General features: G+C 60.4%; 12 protein-coding genes. 11 read left to right on the top strand and 1 reads right to left on the bottom strand.

What is annotated here, in order from left to right:
* The first annotated feature begins 42 nt into the window (after positions 1 to 42).
* The 10 genes from tli1 (at position 43) to ACR809_RS14210 (ending at position 13,448) form a co-directional block, all read left to right on the top strand.
* The gene (gene tli1 / locus ACR809_RS14255) at positions 43 to 567 is read left to right on the top strand and encodes a T6SS immunity phospholipase A1-binding lipoprotein Tli1-KP (protein ID WP_025862318.1); all 525 of its coding nucleotides are present in this window, start codon (positions 43 to 45) and stop codon (positions 565 to 567) included.
* The gene (locus ACR809_RS14250) at positions 555 to 3,008 is read left to right on the top strand and encodes a T6SS phospholipase effector Tle1-like catalytic domain-containing protein (RefSeq protein ID WP_122051367.1); all 2,454 of its coding nucleotides are present in this window, start codon (positions 555 to 557) and stop codon (positions 3,006 to 3,008) included. Before tli1 ends, ACR809_RS14250 begins: the two co-directional genes overlap by 13 nt.
* Before the next feature lie 20 nt (positions 3,009 to 3,028).
* Positions 3,029 to 3,286: a PAAR domain-containing protein gene (locus ACR809_RS14245; RefSeq protein ID WP_002902252.1), complete on the top strand. Its 258-nt coding sequence runs from the start codon at positions 3,029 to 3,031 to the stop codon at positions 3,284 to 3,286.
* Entirely contained in the window at positions 3,283 to 4,422 is a 1,140-nt protein-coding gene (locus ACR809_RS14240) for a hypothetical protein (RefSeq protein ID WP_122051366.1), read from the top strand. Before ACR809_RS14245 ends, ACR809_RS14240 begins: the two co-directional genes overlap by 4 nt.
* On the top strand, positions 4,406 to 7,834 hold the full coding sequence (locus ACR809_RS14235; protein WP_122051365.1) for an ImcF-related family protein: 3,429 nt from the start codon (positions 4,406 to 4,408) through the stop codon (positions 7,832 to 7,834). Before ACR809_RS14240 ends, ACR809_RS14235 begins: the two co-directional genes overlap by 17 nt.
* Positions 7,831 to 9,423 (top strand): type VI secretion system protein TssA, encoded by a 1,593-nt coding sequence (gene tssA, locus ACR809_RS14230; RefSeq protein WP_122051364.1) that lies wholly within the window; start codon positions 7,831 to 7,833, stop codon positions 9,421 to 9,423. Before ACR809_RS14235 ends, tssA begins: the two co-directional genes overlap by 4 nt.
* Before the next feature lie 79 nt (positions 9,424 to 9,502).
* On the top strand, positions 9,503 to 11,257 hold the full coding sequence (gene tssF, locus ACR809_RS14225) for a type VI secretion system baseplate subunit TssF (protein WP_122051363.1): 1,755 nt from the start codon (positions 9,503 to 9,505) through the stop codon (positions 11,255 to 11,257).
* Complete coding sequence (gene tssG / locus ACR809_RS14220; RefSeq protein ID WP_023283613.1) at positions 11,221 to 12,306, top strand: type VI secretion system baseplate subunit TssG; 1,086 nt, start codon at positions 11,221 to 11,223, stop codon at positions 12,304 to 12,306. The genes tssF and tssG overlap by 37 nt, the downstream gene beginning before the upstream one ends.
* On the top strand, positions 12,284 to 12,826 hold the full coding sequence (gene tssJ, locus ACR809_RS14215) for a type VI secretion system lipoprotein TssJ (protein WP_004176417.1): 543 nt from the start codon (positions 12,284 to 12,286) through the stop codon (positions 12,824 to 12,826). The genes tssG and tssJ overlap by 23 nt, the downstream gene beginning before the upstream one ends.
* Positions 12,827 to 12,953: 127 nt before the next feature.
* Entirely contained in the window at positions 12,954 to 13,448 is a 495-nt protein-coding gene (locus tag ACR809_RS14210; protein ID WP_004179572.1) for a hypothetical protein, read from the top strand.
* A 66-nt stretch (positions 13,449 to 13,514) separates the two neighbouring features.
* Here the strand turns inward: ACR809_RS14210 and bdcA are convergent, their stop codons facing one another.
* The gene (gene bdcA, locus ACR809_RS14205; protein WP_048265466.1) at positions 13,515 to 14,228 is read right to left on the bottom strand and encodes an SDR family oxidoreductase; all 714 of its coding nucleotides are present in this window, start codon (positions 14,226 to 14,228) and stop codon (positions 13,515 to 13,517) included.
* A gap of 73 nt (positions 14,229 to 14,301) precedes the next feature.
* Between bdcA and ACR809_RS14200 the strand changes: the two genes are divergently transcribed.
* Positions 14,302 to 14,895, top strand: coding sequence for a TetR/AcrR family transcriptional regulator (locus ACR809_RS14200; RefSeq protein WP_032419042.1), 594 nt, complete (start codon positions 14,302 to 14,304; stop codon positions 14,893 to 14,895).
* Positions 14,896 to 14,899: the final 4 nt, after the last annotated feature.

The raw sequence follows: 14,899 nt of genomic DNA, 5'->3' as shown, positions 1-14,899 counted from the left end.
TCACCATCCCTTCATTACCCTCAAACCGACAGGGAGAGTCCGATGAAATCTGCATTAATCAGCCCGCTGCTGGCGGGTCTGCTGCTGTTAACCGGCTGTGCACAGCCTGCCGCACAGGCCGGAGGCGGCGGCACCATTGACGCCATCAACCACACCAAATGGGCAATTAACCACTTCAGTATCAATGGCCAGTCGGGTATCGATTCAATAGGCCCGTTTCAGGGGGGCGGAGGCGGCTGCTGCTTCAGCGTGCCCGCCCGCTGGACGCCGGGTATGACGGTGCGCGTTGACTGGGAAACCGGGCAGGGTTCATCTGCGGGTTTCCCGGGGTTTGCTGACAGGGCTAAATATAAAGCCTGGATAGCAGACATTGATGCCCAAAAACGCCAGCACAGCCAAACCGTTCCGCTGCCCGACTATAACGGCCAGGATGTGTGCGGCATTACGGTGCACTTTTTACCCTGCGATGACGTGAAGGTGACCACCAGCTGTTACACCTACGGCAGTCCGTCGTACCCGATAAAAGAGCCCGTCAGGATGAAGGAGCCCGCCGTATGTCCGAAATAACCGAAACCCATGCCGCCTGGGTCCCGCCGCCGTTTCCGCCGCAGGGACGTCTGCCGGGCCGGGCGCTGCAGGTTGGGCAGAACTGCCATCAGCAGAACAGCGACGAGCGGCGCTATCACCAGGAACTGTGTCTGGCTGCCGGACGGCGCGTGGAGCCGCCGTGCTGCAAGACGCTGCACATCAGCCTGTTTTTCGACGGTACGGGTAATAACCTGAACAATGACCTGCTGCTGTCTGACCCGAAGCACCCGACCAATATCGCGCGTTTGTTTCGTGCCACCATTGGCGACGGCACCGCCGGCGGCGTCACTGATACCAAAAAGATGCCACTGGATGCGGTAAAAGACAGTGGCGGAAAATACTTCAAGTTTTATATTCCCGGCGTGGGCACCCCGTTCCCGGAAGTGAATGACCCGGACTATTCCACCATGGGTCTGGTGGGGGCAGCAAAGGGTGAGGAGCGGATTAACTGGGCGCTGCTGCGGATTATTGATGTGCTAATGCGCCTGAGTAAGGACAAGGAAAACAACAGCATAAAGCTGTCCGAAGGAGCCAGCCGTGAATCCCTCAAAAAAATGGGTACCAGCTGGAACCGGCTGTGGTTTGGCGGCAGCCATAACCGCTATGAAGAGTTCACTCGTTTGCTGAATGATTTGGCCTCTGATTTGAAGCCCCTGATTATTCAGCCTGAGCCGGGCAAGCCGAAACTGACAGGCATCAAGCTGTATGTCTATGGTTTTTCCCGCGGCGCGGCAGCGGCGCGCACCTTTGTGCGCTGGCTGAGCGAACTGCTGCCCCCGCCGGCGGCGGAAGGTGAAAAACCGCCGCAGTGCCTGCAGACAGGCGGGATGCAGCTGCCCGTCAGCGTGGAGTTTCTCGGGCTGCTGGATACGGTGGCCTCCGTTGGGGTGGCGCATGTGGTGCCGGTTGCCGACGGGCATATGTCCTGGGCAGACGGCACGATGGAGCTGCCGGATGATGAAACCTATGGCGGGCTGATAAAAAAATGTGTTCACCTGGTCTCCGGGCATGAGCAGCGTCTCTGCTTTCCGCTGGACTCTGTGCGCCGGGCAAACGGCAAATACCCGCCCTGTGCCACTGAGGTGGTTTACCCGGGAATGCACTCGGATATTGGTGGAGGGTATCCACCGGGGGATCAGGGGAAGGCGAATGCTAAACATGATGGCTATCTGTTGTCACAAATAGTGTTGCATGACCTGTATTCAAGCGCTTTTTCTGCTGGCGCGCCACTGAAAGTCAATAAATTTAGTTTACCGGAGAGTTTAAGAAAGGATAGTTGGCGCGCTCTTGATGCTGAGCAAATTAGAGATTTTGTCGCTGCACCGGAATTAATATCACGCTTCAACGCCTGGCGCGAACTTACCCTGGGCCAAACCACGCCGAAAACGTTCGATCCCGATGCAGCCTCTCACTACGAACCACCTGCCGCCGGCGGCAGTCTGGAAACCGTCATTGCTGAGCAGATGGCCTGGATCACCGCCTGGCGCATCGACCGCTATGCCAGAGGCTCGATGCTGAAAACGCCCTTCTATCAGCGCGCCACGAATACCGAAGCGCTGCCTGCCGCGCGGAAGGCGGCAGAAGTGATTCGTGATAAAGAACAGGAGAAGGTGCTCAGTGCTCGCCAGAACCAGATAGCAAACCAGCCTCCTGACAGGATGGATGAGCTGGTTCTGCAGCCGGGCGTGAAGGATTTTGACCCAAAGATGGATCAAACCCAGCTGTTCGACGCGGCGAAGGAGTTCGGAAAGGATTACCACGACGGTTACCGTATCCCGGATAACCTGGCGCAGCTGGTGCTGGATACCGTGCTGCAGCCGGTGATTTTCATTCTGAATACCGATGATGAAGCGCAGGAATACCGGCGCATGAAGCGTGACGGAGAGGCCCGGGTGGCCGTCCTCTTTCCCGATGCCGGGGAGGCCAGCAACGCGGAGCAGCCTGCCGGGCTGGTGAGGGCGCTGTTTGATGATCAGGTGCATGACTCACGCGCCTGGTTTATGTATGCCGCGCTCGGCACGCGCGAGATGTGGACCGGCTACTTCCGCTACCGGATGATTTACTTCAGCGAGCGCTGCAGTAAACCGCTCTCGCCGCTGGTGCTCGCCGGAGACCTGGTGGGTTTTGCGACCGTGACCGCGGGCGTCGTGCTCAGTTTCCGGCAAAAGCGCCTGACCGGCAAGCTGGCCGGGCTGGCTGCGACAGGCGCCGTGCGCTCGCTGGAGGTGGCGGTGCTGGACAAGATAACCGGGGAAGCGCTGCCGGAGCTGCCCGGAGGGGCGCAGCTGCGGGCATTTACCCACGAGCCGGGAACCGTTGTCGCACAGCAAAAGGCGCGGAAAGCGGACGAGCAGCTGGCGCGGGGGCAAGCCGCGCTGCCGGCCAGCTGGCTGGAGGACGTTCTGACGACAACGGTCTGAACGCGGATAAGGAGGATCCAATGAATAAAGTCATTCGCAAAGGCGATACCCTGCGGGAGTATGGGGGCAGGGTGCTGATGGGGCATTATCAGTGTTTTGGTCTGGGGTTCGCCTGCAAGGGCGACCCGGTCAAGTGTAACAAACACGGTATGACGACCATTGCTGAAGGCAGCGCACGAACAACGATTGATGGCCAGCCGGTTGCGCTGCACGGTCATCGCTGCGCCTGCGGCTGCACGCTGGTCAGCTCTAACCCAGACTGCGGGGTTGATCAGTGAGGCCGGTACCGGAGTATCCCCCGTACGGAGACGCGCGACCGCCTGGTACGGCCAGGTGGCTATCGGCTTCGGCCCTGCTGGTCCTGCTTAGCGGCGGGGTCAGCGCTTTACTTGCCTCGTCAGAAGGGAAAAGCGCCCTGGCCGCCACCGGGATCCTGTTGGCTCTGGTGCTGGCAGGTACCGGCTGGTTGATCCGGCTGCTGTACTACCGCATGAGCGTGCATAACGCCAGGTTCTATGACCAACTGGTGGCATACGAACAACAGCAATGGTGGGCGGAGCATCGGCAGCCGATCGGGTTACAGGAAGGTCTGTTACTGGGGCCCATGGGCAAAACGACCACTGACTGGCTGCGGGTGCTAAGCCGTCACCAGCGTCCGCCAGAGGAAGAGAACGAGGGCGGCGGCAGGGCGCTGCGAGCGCCATACCTTTCAGTTTCTGAGGCTATCGCCCGCGAAAAACGGCTGGCGGAACTACTGGTGATGGAATGGCAACGACAGCGCAGTGAAAGAACGCTTACGCCGCCGCTGCGTTGCTACTGGCAGGGAACGGAGCTCGCCTGGCAGGCGTTTCGTGCACAGATGACCCTCACTGTTGCGCAGATGACACTACCCTCACGCCCGGATGCCTGGCGTGGGGAGGCCAGCCTCGCGGAGATAGCACACGCTCTGGCGGAAGCTGACCCCCATGACACTGTGCTTATCGCCGGATGTCAGGTGGTTGTCGCCCAGCCGGGGGCCGTGCAACCCGCCGGAGAGTCTGCGGTACTGTGGCTCGCCGGACGGGGCGGTCCGGTGCACCTGACCAGGGGGGAAACCTATTGCGCAGAAAAAGGGGAGGCCCTGACTGCTGTAGCCGCTCGTGTGCTGGTGCAGAACGAACTGAGCGGCCCCCCGGAAGCCTGTGCGCTGTTTTTTCAGCCGGGACTGGAAGCGCTGGCGCACAGCGGTTGGGATATCAACCTGTATCGCCAGGATGCCTGTTGGGGAGACATCGGCGAGATGGAAGGCTTGACCGTTCTGTCGCTGGCGGCGTTCTACGCCGCGCACTACCAACAACCGTGTGGCTGGCTAGCCCGCGATCCCTTGAATACCCTCGCAATTGGAATTGTAAAACCTGATGGACAACGTCAATAAACCTGCAGCTATCTCTGTGGCGGCTACGGTTATCGTCTGTATTGCTGCGGTCACGCTTCTGGTGCTCCTGGGCGGGCTGGCATGGTGGCTATGGGCGATGGATCGTGCTACGCAGTGGGAAACGCTGCGCCCGCTTATCGCCACGGGCTTTATTATCTGGGGGATGGCACTCAGCCTGCTGGTACTGGGGTTTATGGCCTTTCGACTGCTGATAAAAGATAAGGTTAAGCCTTCAGCAGCGCCTGTGCGGCAACCCACCAGGCCCGCCGGGCGCGAAGCCCTTTATGCCCCGCTGAAAAAGCACCTTCACGCACGTTACCGCCTGCGCTGGCGCCGCAAAGTCCGCCTGCTTTTAGTCACCGGGGACGATGCAGCAATCGAACACCTGGTACCTGGTCTGCGCCAGCAGCGCTGGCTGGAGGGCCAGCGTACCGTTCTGATTTACGGCGGCAGTCTGCTCTCCGAGCCCGACAGTGAGCAATATGCCGCGCTGCGCAAGCTGCGCCGTGGCCGTCCTCTGGACGGGATTGTGCGGGTGATGCCGTCGTCTCTCACCCTGACGCCGCAGATAAGCGAGAGCGACCTGCACGGGCTGGAAAAAATCAGCGAACTGCTGGGCTATGCCGCCCCGGTCTGGTTATGGAAACTGTGCGACAGTGAGTGGCCGCAGGCTGACCGCGCGGTGCAGGCGGTAGGGGTTAGCTTCCCGTTGCGCGCCACTGAGGAAGATGTCGCCCGTCAGCTTGCGCAGATGTTGCCGACGCTACGGGAGCAGGGGATGCACCAGATCGCAGCAGATACCCGCCACGACTTCCTGCTGCGTCTGGGGCAGCAGCTTATCGACGGGGAGATCGCACAATGGCGCCGGCAGCTGGCGCCGTGGCTGACCGCCTCGCGGCAGCGGCTTGCGCTGCGAGGCCTGATGTTTAGCCTGCCAGAGCCTCGTACCGTAGATCCGTATCAGGAAGCTGATGCCCTGCCTACGAGCCAGCCTCACCTCCTGACGCTGCCCGCCACCTGGCAGGGGATCGTCGATGACTGCCGCCGTTTACGCGGGCATCACGTGGGAATGGCATGGGAGCGGGGCCTGGTGTGCGGTCTGCTGGCCATCTTCGGCCTGTGGGCGGCGGGACTGCTGCTCTCCTTTGCCCTCAATTACAGTCAGATTGCTTCGGTAGCGGGAAAAGCCCGCGACCTGGTGGCCCACCCCTCCGTTTCTGACTATCAACTGACGGCCCTCCATGCCCTGCGCAATGAGGCCGGCCGTCTCGTGCACGATGGGCAGAAGGGAGCGCCCTGGTATCGGCGCTTTGGTCTGGACCATCATCAGCAACTATTAAACGCCGTCCTGCCCTGGTACGGTGTGGCAAATCATCGCCTGATACGTGACCCGGCCAATGCCGCGTTGCAGCAGGCGCTCAGCGCGCTGGTCAACTCCGCCCCCAATAGCGACCAACGAGCCAGGCTGGCGAAACCGGGCTATGACCAGCTGAAAGCCTGGCTGATGATGGCTCGTCCGGATAAAGCCGATGGCGCATTTTTCGCGCAGACCATGAAAACGGTCCAGCCGACGCGAATGGGGATCTCGACCGGTCTGTGGCAAAGTCTGGCGCCGGATTTGTGGGCCTTTTATCTCTCCCTGCTGCCCGAGCGGCCAGAGTGGAAGATCATCCCGGATGCGCAACGGGTGAGTCAGAGCCGTCAGGTTCTGTTGCAGCAGCTAGGTCGCCGCAATGCCGAAAGCACCTTATATGAGAACATGCTCAAATCCGTGCGTCGTAATTTTGCCGATGTGTCGCTGGAAGACATGACCAGTGGCACCGACGCGCGCCGCCTGTTTACCACCGATGAAGTGGTCCCGGGGATGTTTACCCGCCAGGCATGGGAAGGCGGCATTCAGCAGGCCATTGATAAGGCAGCCAGCTCGCGCCGGGAGGAAATCGACTGGGTGCTGAGCGATTCGCGCAAAACGATGTCGACAGACCTGTCGCCGGAGGCGCTGAAAGCGCGTCTGACCCGACGCTACTTCACCGATTTCGCCGGCAGCTGGCTGAATTTTCTCAACAGTCTGCGACTTAATCCGGCGACCACCATTGCCGATGTTACCGACCAGCTCACGCTGATAAGCGATGTCCGCCAGTCGCCGCTGATTGCCCTGATGAATACCCTTGCCTGGCAGGGGCAGGCGGGGCAACAAAGGGAGGGGCTGTCGGACAGCCTTATTAAATCGGCCAAAGATCTGGTGGGCGGGAAAGACAAGCCGGTCATCGACCAGTCGGCAGCCGGCCCGCAGGGGCCTCTGGATGACACGTTCGGCCCACTGCTCCAGCTGATGGGGAAAAACACGGGCAGCAACGTCATGTCGGCCGATAGCACCCTGAGCCTGCAAACCTATCTGACCCGTATCACCCGCGTGCGCCTGCGCCTGCAGCAGGTTGCGAATGCTTCCGATCCGCAGGAAATGATGCAGGTCCTGGCGCAGACCGTCTTCCAGGGGAAAAGCGTCGACCTGACCGACACGCAACAGTACGGTAGCCTGATTTCGGCAAGCCTTGGCGAAGAGTGGAGTGGCTTCGGCAACACTCTGTTTGTGCAACCGCTGACCCAGGCATGGGAAACCGTGCTTCTGCCGTCGGCGGCCAGTCTGAATGATAAATGGCGCCGCTCGGTGGTCGCCAACTGGCACACCGCCTTTGACGGACGCTTTCCGTTTGCCGCCAGCAAAAGCGACGCCTCCCTGCCGATGCTGGCTGAGTTTGTGCGCAAAGACAGCGGGCGAATCGAACGTTTTCTCACGACGGAGCTGAACGGTGTCCTGCATAAAGAAGGCAGTCAGTGGGTGCCGGATAAGGTCAACAGTCACGGCCTGGTCTTTAATCCGGCCTTTCTGCGCGCGATCAACCAGCTAAGCCAGCTGTCCGACATTCTTTTCACCGACGGCAGCCAGGGGATCAGCTTTGAGTTACAGGCCAGGCCTGCCCCGGAGGTTGTCGAGACACAGCTGACGATAGACGGCCAAAAGTTGCGTTATTTCAATCAGATGGCCGACTGGCAGACTTTCCGCTGGCCGGGGGAGACGTATAAACCCGGCACTCTGCTGACCTGGACCACCGTCAATGCGGGCACGCGTCTGTTCGGTGACTACAGCGGTACCTGGGGCTTTATTCGCTGGCTGGAGCAGGGTAAACGCCATCCGCTGGATCGCAGCCAGTGGATGATGAGCTTCTCCGCTCCGGATGGCCGCACCCTGCAGTGGGTATTGCGCTCCCAGCTTGGGAGCGGCCCGCTGGTGCTTCTGACGCTGCGCGGATTGACCCTGCCGGATCAGATTTTCACTGTCGATGCGGCTGAGAGCGCACAGGACCTGACGACGGGGGTAGGGAATAGTGACATGGATGAGATGGAATTATGAGCATTTTACAAAATTTGGTTGCCGCCAGTCAGTTGGATGAAAGCGTACTGCAACAGCAGGCCCGGTCACGTCAGGCGCAGTGGCAGTCCTGGCTTGCGCCAATCAGTGACGCCCAACCAACCGGGGACGATCCGGGCTATGACGATGATTTTCAGCGTATCCGCGATGAGGTCAATAAGATCTCCGGTGTCGATACCGAACTGATTTGCCAGCTGGCAGAAAAACTGCTGACTCAGACCTGCAAGGATCTGCGCGTGATCACCTTTTACGTGTGGGCGCGTCTGCAGCGGGATGGCGAAACCGGTCTGGCGGAGGGCATTACGCTGCTGGCGGCAATGCTTGAGCGGTTTGGGGCTATGCTCCATCCCCAGCGTGAACGTAGCTGTAAATCAGCGCTGGAATGGCTTGGCAGTCGCCGGATGTCGGACAGTCTGTCTCTTTATCCGGAAGTCGACATGACCACTATGCAGGTCATTATCGGGGCGTTATTGCTGGCGGAAGCCACTTTTTCCGGCTTGGCTGAAGCATCTCGCCCCGATCTTTCCGGGCTATATCAGATACTGGAGAACCGCCTGGTGCAAAGCGGCGGAGCCCACAGTCTGGTGCCGCAGACCAGCCGCGAAGAACACGATCTGCTACCCCAACATACGGACACCGCACCGGTAATGCATACCGTCACGTCAGGTCGTGATTTGCTCGATCAGGCTAAGGTGCTGGCGAAATATCTGCGCGAGTGTCCCGGCGGATGGCTGGCAGGTCATCATCTGATGAAGAGTGTGCGTTGGGATACGTTAACGGAGTTACCGCCGCTGGATGCCTCCGGCCGGACACGGCTATTGCCTCCCAAGCCTGAGAGTAAAGCCCATCTTAAGCGGTTGTATTTACAGAAAAGCTGGTCGGAACTGCTGGAGCATACGGACACGCTGTTGGCGCAAGGCGTCAACCATCTATGGCTGGATGTGCAGTGGTACGCCTGGCAGGCGTTGCTGAAACTGGATGCTGACAGTGTACGGGCCGATATCCTGTGCCGGGATATGAAAGGGCTGCTGGCTCGTCTGCCGGGGCTGGAAACCCTGGCGTTTAACGATGGTACGCCATTCGCCGATGAAGTGACGCTCAACTGGCTTAACGAACGTGTCCTGGATGAGATGGCCGGATGGCAAGATGAGCCGGTAATGGCGGCGACCACCGCTGATGAGGTGCTGTCGCTGGAGCCAGAAGTGCTCACCCGCGCGGACGATGAAGGTATTGAGTCGGCGCTGAACTGGTTACAGGCGCAGCCGGGCTATACCACCAGCCGCAATCGGTGGCTGATGCGCTTACTGATGGCGCGGGTCAGCGAGCAGTACGGAAAAAATGAAATGGCGCTGCATCTGCTGGCGGAACTCGACAGCCGAGCCCGGGAAATGACGCTCGAACAATGGAAGCCGGAGCTTATCTTTGAGGTCAAAGCCCGCCGACTCCGGCTGCTCAGAGGCAAGGCCGGGCGCAGTGAGGCAGAAAAAAATCGCTTGCTGCCAGAAATGGAGTCATTGCTTGCCGGGCTCATCGCTCTGGATCCTGCTCGCGCCGCGGTGCTGTGCGCATAATTCACGCATCATTCACATTGCACTCCCTGCACCTGCGGTTCTCTGCATATCTGAAAGCTATTACTCATTCTGGTGATTTATGGACGATTTAACCCTGCGTTATTACGACGCTGAAATGCGCTACCTGCTGGAAGCGGGTGAAGAGTTTGCCCGCGCTCATCCTGAGCAGGCGGCAATGCTCAATCTCGACAAAGCGGGCGCTCGCGACCCCTTTGTCGAGCGCCTGTTTGAAGGTTTTGCCTTCCTGATGGGCCGCATGCGCGAGAAACTCGATGACGATCTGCCTGAGCTGACCGAAGGCGTGGTCAGTCTGCTGTGGCCACATTATTTACGTACCATTCCCTCGATGTCGGTCGTGGAGTTCACCCCCGACTGGCCGGAAATGAAAGAATCGATGACGATAGGCAAAGGTTTTGAAGTGCTTTCCCGGCCGATCGGTGAAAAGGGCACGCGCTGCCGGTACACCACCACCAAAGCGATCGCTCTGCAGCCGTTATCCCTGGAACGCGTCCAGCTGGCCACCGATACGGATGGCCGGTCGGTGATCACGCTGCGCTTTACCTGCAGCCAGCTGACGGACTGGCGCCGGGTCGATCTCAGTCATATCCCGCTGTACTGCAACGCCGATGCGCCGCTGGCCTGCGCCATGCACGAGGCCTTTACCCTCAATGTGGCCCGGATGTGGCTGCGCATCCCCGATGAGGTGGACAGAAGGCCGCTGGACGGGTATTTCAGCGCGCTGGGATTTGGCGAGGATGACGGCCTCTGGCCTGAAGATGGCCGCAGTTTTCGCGGTTACCAGCTGCTGCTGGAGTATTTTACCTTCCGCGAAAAGTTCATGTTCATCGATCTGCGCGGGCTGGAGACGGTGGTTTTTCCGGCCGGACTGGCGTGGTTTGAAATCGACGTCGTGCTGGCGGAACGCTGGGAACATGACTTCCGCTTCAGCGAAAAGCACCTGCGCCTGCACTGCGTGCCAGTGATCAACCTGTTTCCGCTGGAGTCCGATCCGCTGACCATCAATTCCCTGCAGACCGAATACCCGCTGCGCCCGATGCGCGTGCAGGACGGCCACACCGAAATTTACACCGTCGATTCCGTGATCTCCTCACACCAGCAGGTTTACGCGCCGTTCTCAAGTTTTCGCCACAAAGGCGGCATGATGCGTCATGACGCGGCGGACTATTACTATCATACCCGGGTGCGCCGTGGCCCCTCCGGGCTGTACAACACCTGGCTTATCGTCGGCGGAGAAGCCTTTGATAATCATACCGTACCGGAAGATGAAAGCCTGTCGCTGACCCTCACCGGAACCAACGGCCAGCTGCCGCGTCGCGCGCTGCAGAGCACCGTGCTCGATACGGTGATGAAAACCACTTCCGCCAGTATTGCAGTGCGTAACCTCTGCGCGCCGACGCTGCCGTGCTATCCCCCCGCCCAGGACCGTTTTCACTGGCGGGTGCTGAGCCATCTGGGCAGCAGTTTTCTTTCCCTGATGGATAACGCGGAGGTCCTGCGCGGCACCCTGGCGCTGTATGAATGGACCGACAGCGAGATGAATCGTCGGCGTCTGGAAGCCATCCTCGACGTGAAGCACCGCGCAACAGAGCGCTTTGCACAGGGCCATCTGGTGCGCGGCGTGCAGATTGAAGTCACCCTCGACTGTCACGGCTTTGCCGGACGAGGCGATATATGCCTGTTTGGCGAGATGCTTAGCCGCTTCTTCGCGCTCTACACCGATATCTACTTGTTCAACCGCCTGATTATCATTCTGCAACCAACCGGAGAACGACTGGAATGGGAAGAGAAGCACAGCCGCCGCATTCCCGGCTAACCCCGCGACTGGAGGCCGACCTGCCGCGGATCAATTTTTACCGCTTCTGCCAGCTTCTGGAAAAACGGCGTCCCGGCCAACCGCTGATGGGGGGAACCAGCCATCCGGCTGACGATCCGGTGCGTTTTTACCCGCATCCGGGAATGGGATTTCCCGCCAGCGAACTGAAAGCCGTGGAATACGATGAGGCCGATGACAGCAGGCCGCCGGTCATTCGCACCACCTTTATGGGGTTGTACGGTGTCGATTCGCCGCTCCCGACGGCATATCTCGATGATATCGCCCAGCACAGGGAAGGGCATGAAGCGCTGCAGGGCTTACTGGATATCTTCAGCCACCGGATCATGACGCAGTTTTACCGCATCTGGCGGAAATACTCCTGGCCCGCCACCTTTGAGCCCGGCGGCACCGATCGTCTCTCGCAGTCGCTACTGGGCCTGGCGGGGCTGGGCATCCCCGGCACGACGCAGCATATCGCCTCGCCGGCGTCGCGCTTTCTGGCGCTCACCGGCGTGCTGCGTCAGCCGGGCAAAACCCAGCAGGGGATCCAGGCGCTGGTCACCCTGCTGGCCCCGGAGACCACCGTCAGGGTGAGCCCGTACAGCCTGCGTCCGGTGGCGATCAGCCAGCCGCTGGGGTTTTACGGCGATGACGACTTCTTCCTGGACGGCAATACGCCGCTGGGTGACGAAGCGATGGATGCCAGCAGCCAGCTCCTCGTCGCCCTTACCACCGACAATCCCGCGGAGGCGCAGGGCTGGAAGCCTGACGGCCCGCTGTTTCGGGACTTTCTCATCCTGCTGCGGGTATACCTCGGCTGGCGATTCCGGGCCAACATCACCCTGACCGTGCCGACCCGACTGCTGGCTGTCCCGCCGCTGGGGGACGAGCCGTTCTGGCTCGGTATGAACGGCGTGCTGGGCGTGGGTGAGGGCGAGAGTGAGGACGATATTCCTCAGACCTTTACCACCGAGCTGGGTACCTATACGGGCCTGCAGCCTGCCACCTTTCTACAAGGAAACCGACGTGTTACGTATAAGTTTGACTAAAACCGCCTGTCTGCTGCCCCTGCTTGCGCTTTGCCTGAGCGGATGCGGACTCACCCAGCGCGTCTCGGAGGGAACAAAGTCTGCCTTCAACGCCGTTTTTTATAAGAAAATTAATACGCTGCATCTGGACTTTACCGCGCGCGAAGCGCTCAACACCGATGCCAGAGAGAATCACTCGCTCTCTGAACCGGTGGTGGTGCGCATCTATCAGCTTAAAGATCGCCAGACCTTTGACCGGCTGGTTTACCAGCAGCTGCTGGAGGAGGGGGATATTCTGCTCGCCGCCGATCTCCTCGCCAGTCGCGATGTGGTGATCGGTCCCGGAGGGGACGCCAGTCTGAATATGCCGCTGGAAGCGGAGGCGACGTTCGTGGCGGTTGTCGGCCTGTTCCGCCATCCGGACACACAAAGAAATACCTGGAAGCAGGTGCTGGCGCGTGAGGAATTGGATCCGGACAAGCCGCGCATTTTCACCGCCGAACACAACCAGCTACGGCTCAGGCCTGAAGCGGCGAAGTAACGTAAAAAAAACAAACATTTGCGGCGGGGCCATCGCGCCAGCCCGCCCTCAATCTTCGTAACCAGCGAACGGGCGATAACCATCTTGATCCAGCCCCAGCGGCTTCACCACAGCACAGGGAGATAACGTGACAGCGAGGGAACGTTTTTTTAAGAAACTGCAGCAACAGCAAAATCCGCGGCGGACAGCGGCCCTCGACGGGTCGGCCGCCGCGGATATCGCCAGGTTTCGTCAGCAGATGGCGGCGCTGGCTCAGCAGATAAGTCAGTGGTTTGATGGAACCGGTATTGAGGTGGTGATTTCGACCCGCCATCTCCACGACCTGAGTACCCTTGGCTACAGCCTCAACAGCGGCATCTGCCGCTACGATATCCCGGCCATTCGTCTGCAAAACGGCGAGCGCAGCGTCAATATCGTGCCGCAGCAGCTGTTGGATGGCGTGGAAAAGGGGATCGTGACCCTGAGTCTTGAGGCGCCCGACGGCGCGGGATCCCGGGAGGTGTTTTATCTGAGCCTGGCCCCGGAGGAGGGCTGGATGATCCGCAAGGCGCACCAGTCCCCGGAAGCGCGGCTTATGCTTACCGAAGATCGCTTTTTTATGGCGGTCGATAGCCTGGCCTGATGATCCCTGACAGGCGATGACGTTCCCGCGGCGGCGGTGCAAAGCGCGCATCGCCGCCCTGAGGTATCAGGCGCCAAACGCTCCGTCGATGGTGTGCATGGCGCCAGTGACAAACGACGCCTCCGGACCGGCCAGCCACGCCACCATTCCCGCCACCTCTTCCGGACGGCCATGGCGCTTAATGGCCATAAAGTTGTGCATCAGCTCTTTCATCGGGCCGTTCTCCGGGTTGGCGTCGGTATCAATTGGGCCGGGCTGGACGACGTTGACCGTGATGCCGCGCGGGCCAAAATCCCGCGCCAGGCCGCGCGCCAGCCCCTGCAGGGCCGATTTGCTGAGCGCATAGGCCGCCATTCCCGGCAACGGCATGCGATCGCCATTGACTGAGCCGATGACAATAATGCGCCCGCCTTCCGGCATGCGGCGCGCCGCTTCGACGGAGGCATGGTAGGGGGCGTGAATATTGATGCGGAACAGGCGATCGATGGCATCGCTGTCCTGCTCGAGAGCGTCACCGAAAAGCGCGATCCCGGCATTGACCACTAACACGTCCAGCGGGCCGCTGTCGCGGACCAGGCTTATCACCGCATCGCGATCGGCGCTGTCCGCCTGCACCGCCGTGCTGCCGGTCTCTGCCGCCAGCCGCTCGGCCGCTTGCGGCGAACCGGAATAGCTAAACACCACAGACGCGCCATCGGCGACAAAACGCCTGACGATCGCCGCGCCAATTCCCCGACTCCCGCCTAAAACCAGCACTGATTTGTTGTGAAACGCTGTCATATCCCACACCTCATGATATTGTAGTGATGATTACAATATGCTGCGGCAAAACAGGCTGTCAAGGATTAATATAGTGACCACTACAAAACCAGGGCGCACTCCGGGACGTCCCCGCCAGTTTGATGCGGAACAGGCCATTGAAACGGCGCAACGCCTCTTCCACGCGCGAGGCTACGACGCGGTGAGCGTGGCCGATCTGACCCAGGCTTTCGGCATCAACCCCCCGAGCTTTTATGCTGCTTTCGGCAACAAGCTCGGGCTGTATACCCGCGTCCTGCAGCGCTACAGCCAGACCGGGGCCATTCCCATCGATGCCCTGCTGCGAGACGACCAGCCGGTGGCGGCGTCGCTCATCGCCGTACTGCAGGAGGCGGCTCGCCGCTATGTGGCCGATCCGGCCGCCGCCGGCTGCCTGGTACTGGAGGGGGTACATTGTCAGGATGCTGATGCCCGGGTGGCGGCAGGCGAATGGCATGCTGCGGCAAGAGCCAAAATCCAGCAGTATATCGCCCGCCATCGCCCGCAGGACGCGCTGCGGGTGACTGACTATATGGATACGCTGATGCTTGGCCTGTCGGCGAAAGCGCGGGAAGGGGATAGTCTGCCGCGTCTTCTGGAGACCGTGCGGCTGGCAGGCCTGGCGCTGGAGCGCATCCTGCCAGCCTGAGTCG

It is taken from the genome of Klebsiella sp. CD33 (genome assembly GCF_051992865.1).
Lineage (GTDB): Bacteria > Pseudomonadota > Gammaproteobacteria > Enterobacterales > Enterobacteriaceae > Klebsiella > Klebsiella pneumoniae.
The sequence above is the reverse complement of the archived record's forward strand: the minus strand, read 5'-3'. Positions and strand labels throughout refer to the sequence as shown.

Coding starts and splice junctions, on each gene's coding strand:
- bdcA (WP_048265466.1), bottom strand. CDS start 14,228: ATGACAGCGTTTCACAACAAATCAGTGCTGGTTTTAGGCGGGAGTCGG.
- tssG (WP_023283613.1), top strand. CDS start 11,221: ATGGGAAGAGAAGCACAGCCGCCGCATTCCCGGCTAACCCCGCGACTG.
- ACR809_RS14250 (WP_122051367.1), top strand. CDS start 555: ATGTCCGAAATAACCGAAACCCATGCCGCCTGGGTCCCGCCGCCGTTT.
- ACR809_RS14235 (WP_122051365.1), top strand. CDS start 4,406: ATGGACAACGTCAATAAACCTGCAGCTATCTCTGTGGCGGCTACGGTT.
- tssA (WP_122051364.1), top strand. CDS start 7,831: ATGAGCATTTTACAAAATTTGGTTGCCGCCAGTCAGTTGGATGAAAGC.
- tssF (WP_122051363.1), top strand. CDS start 9,503: ATGGACGATTTAACCCTGCGTTATTACGACGCTGAAATGCGCTACCTG.
- tli1 (WP_025862318.1), top strand. CDS start 43: ATGAAATCTGCATTAATCAGCCCGCTGCTGGCGGGTCTGCTGCTGTTA.
- ACR809_RS14245 (WP_002902252.1), top strand. CDS start 3,029: ATGAATAAAGTCATTCGCAAAGGCGATACCCTGCGGGAGTATGGGGGC.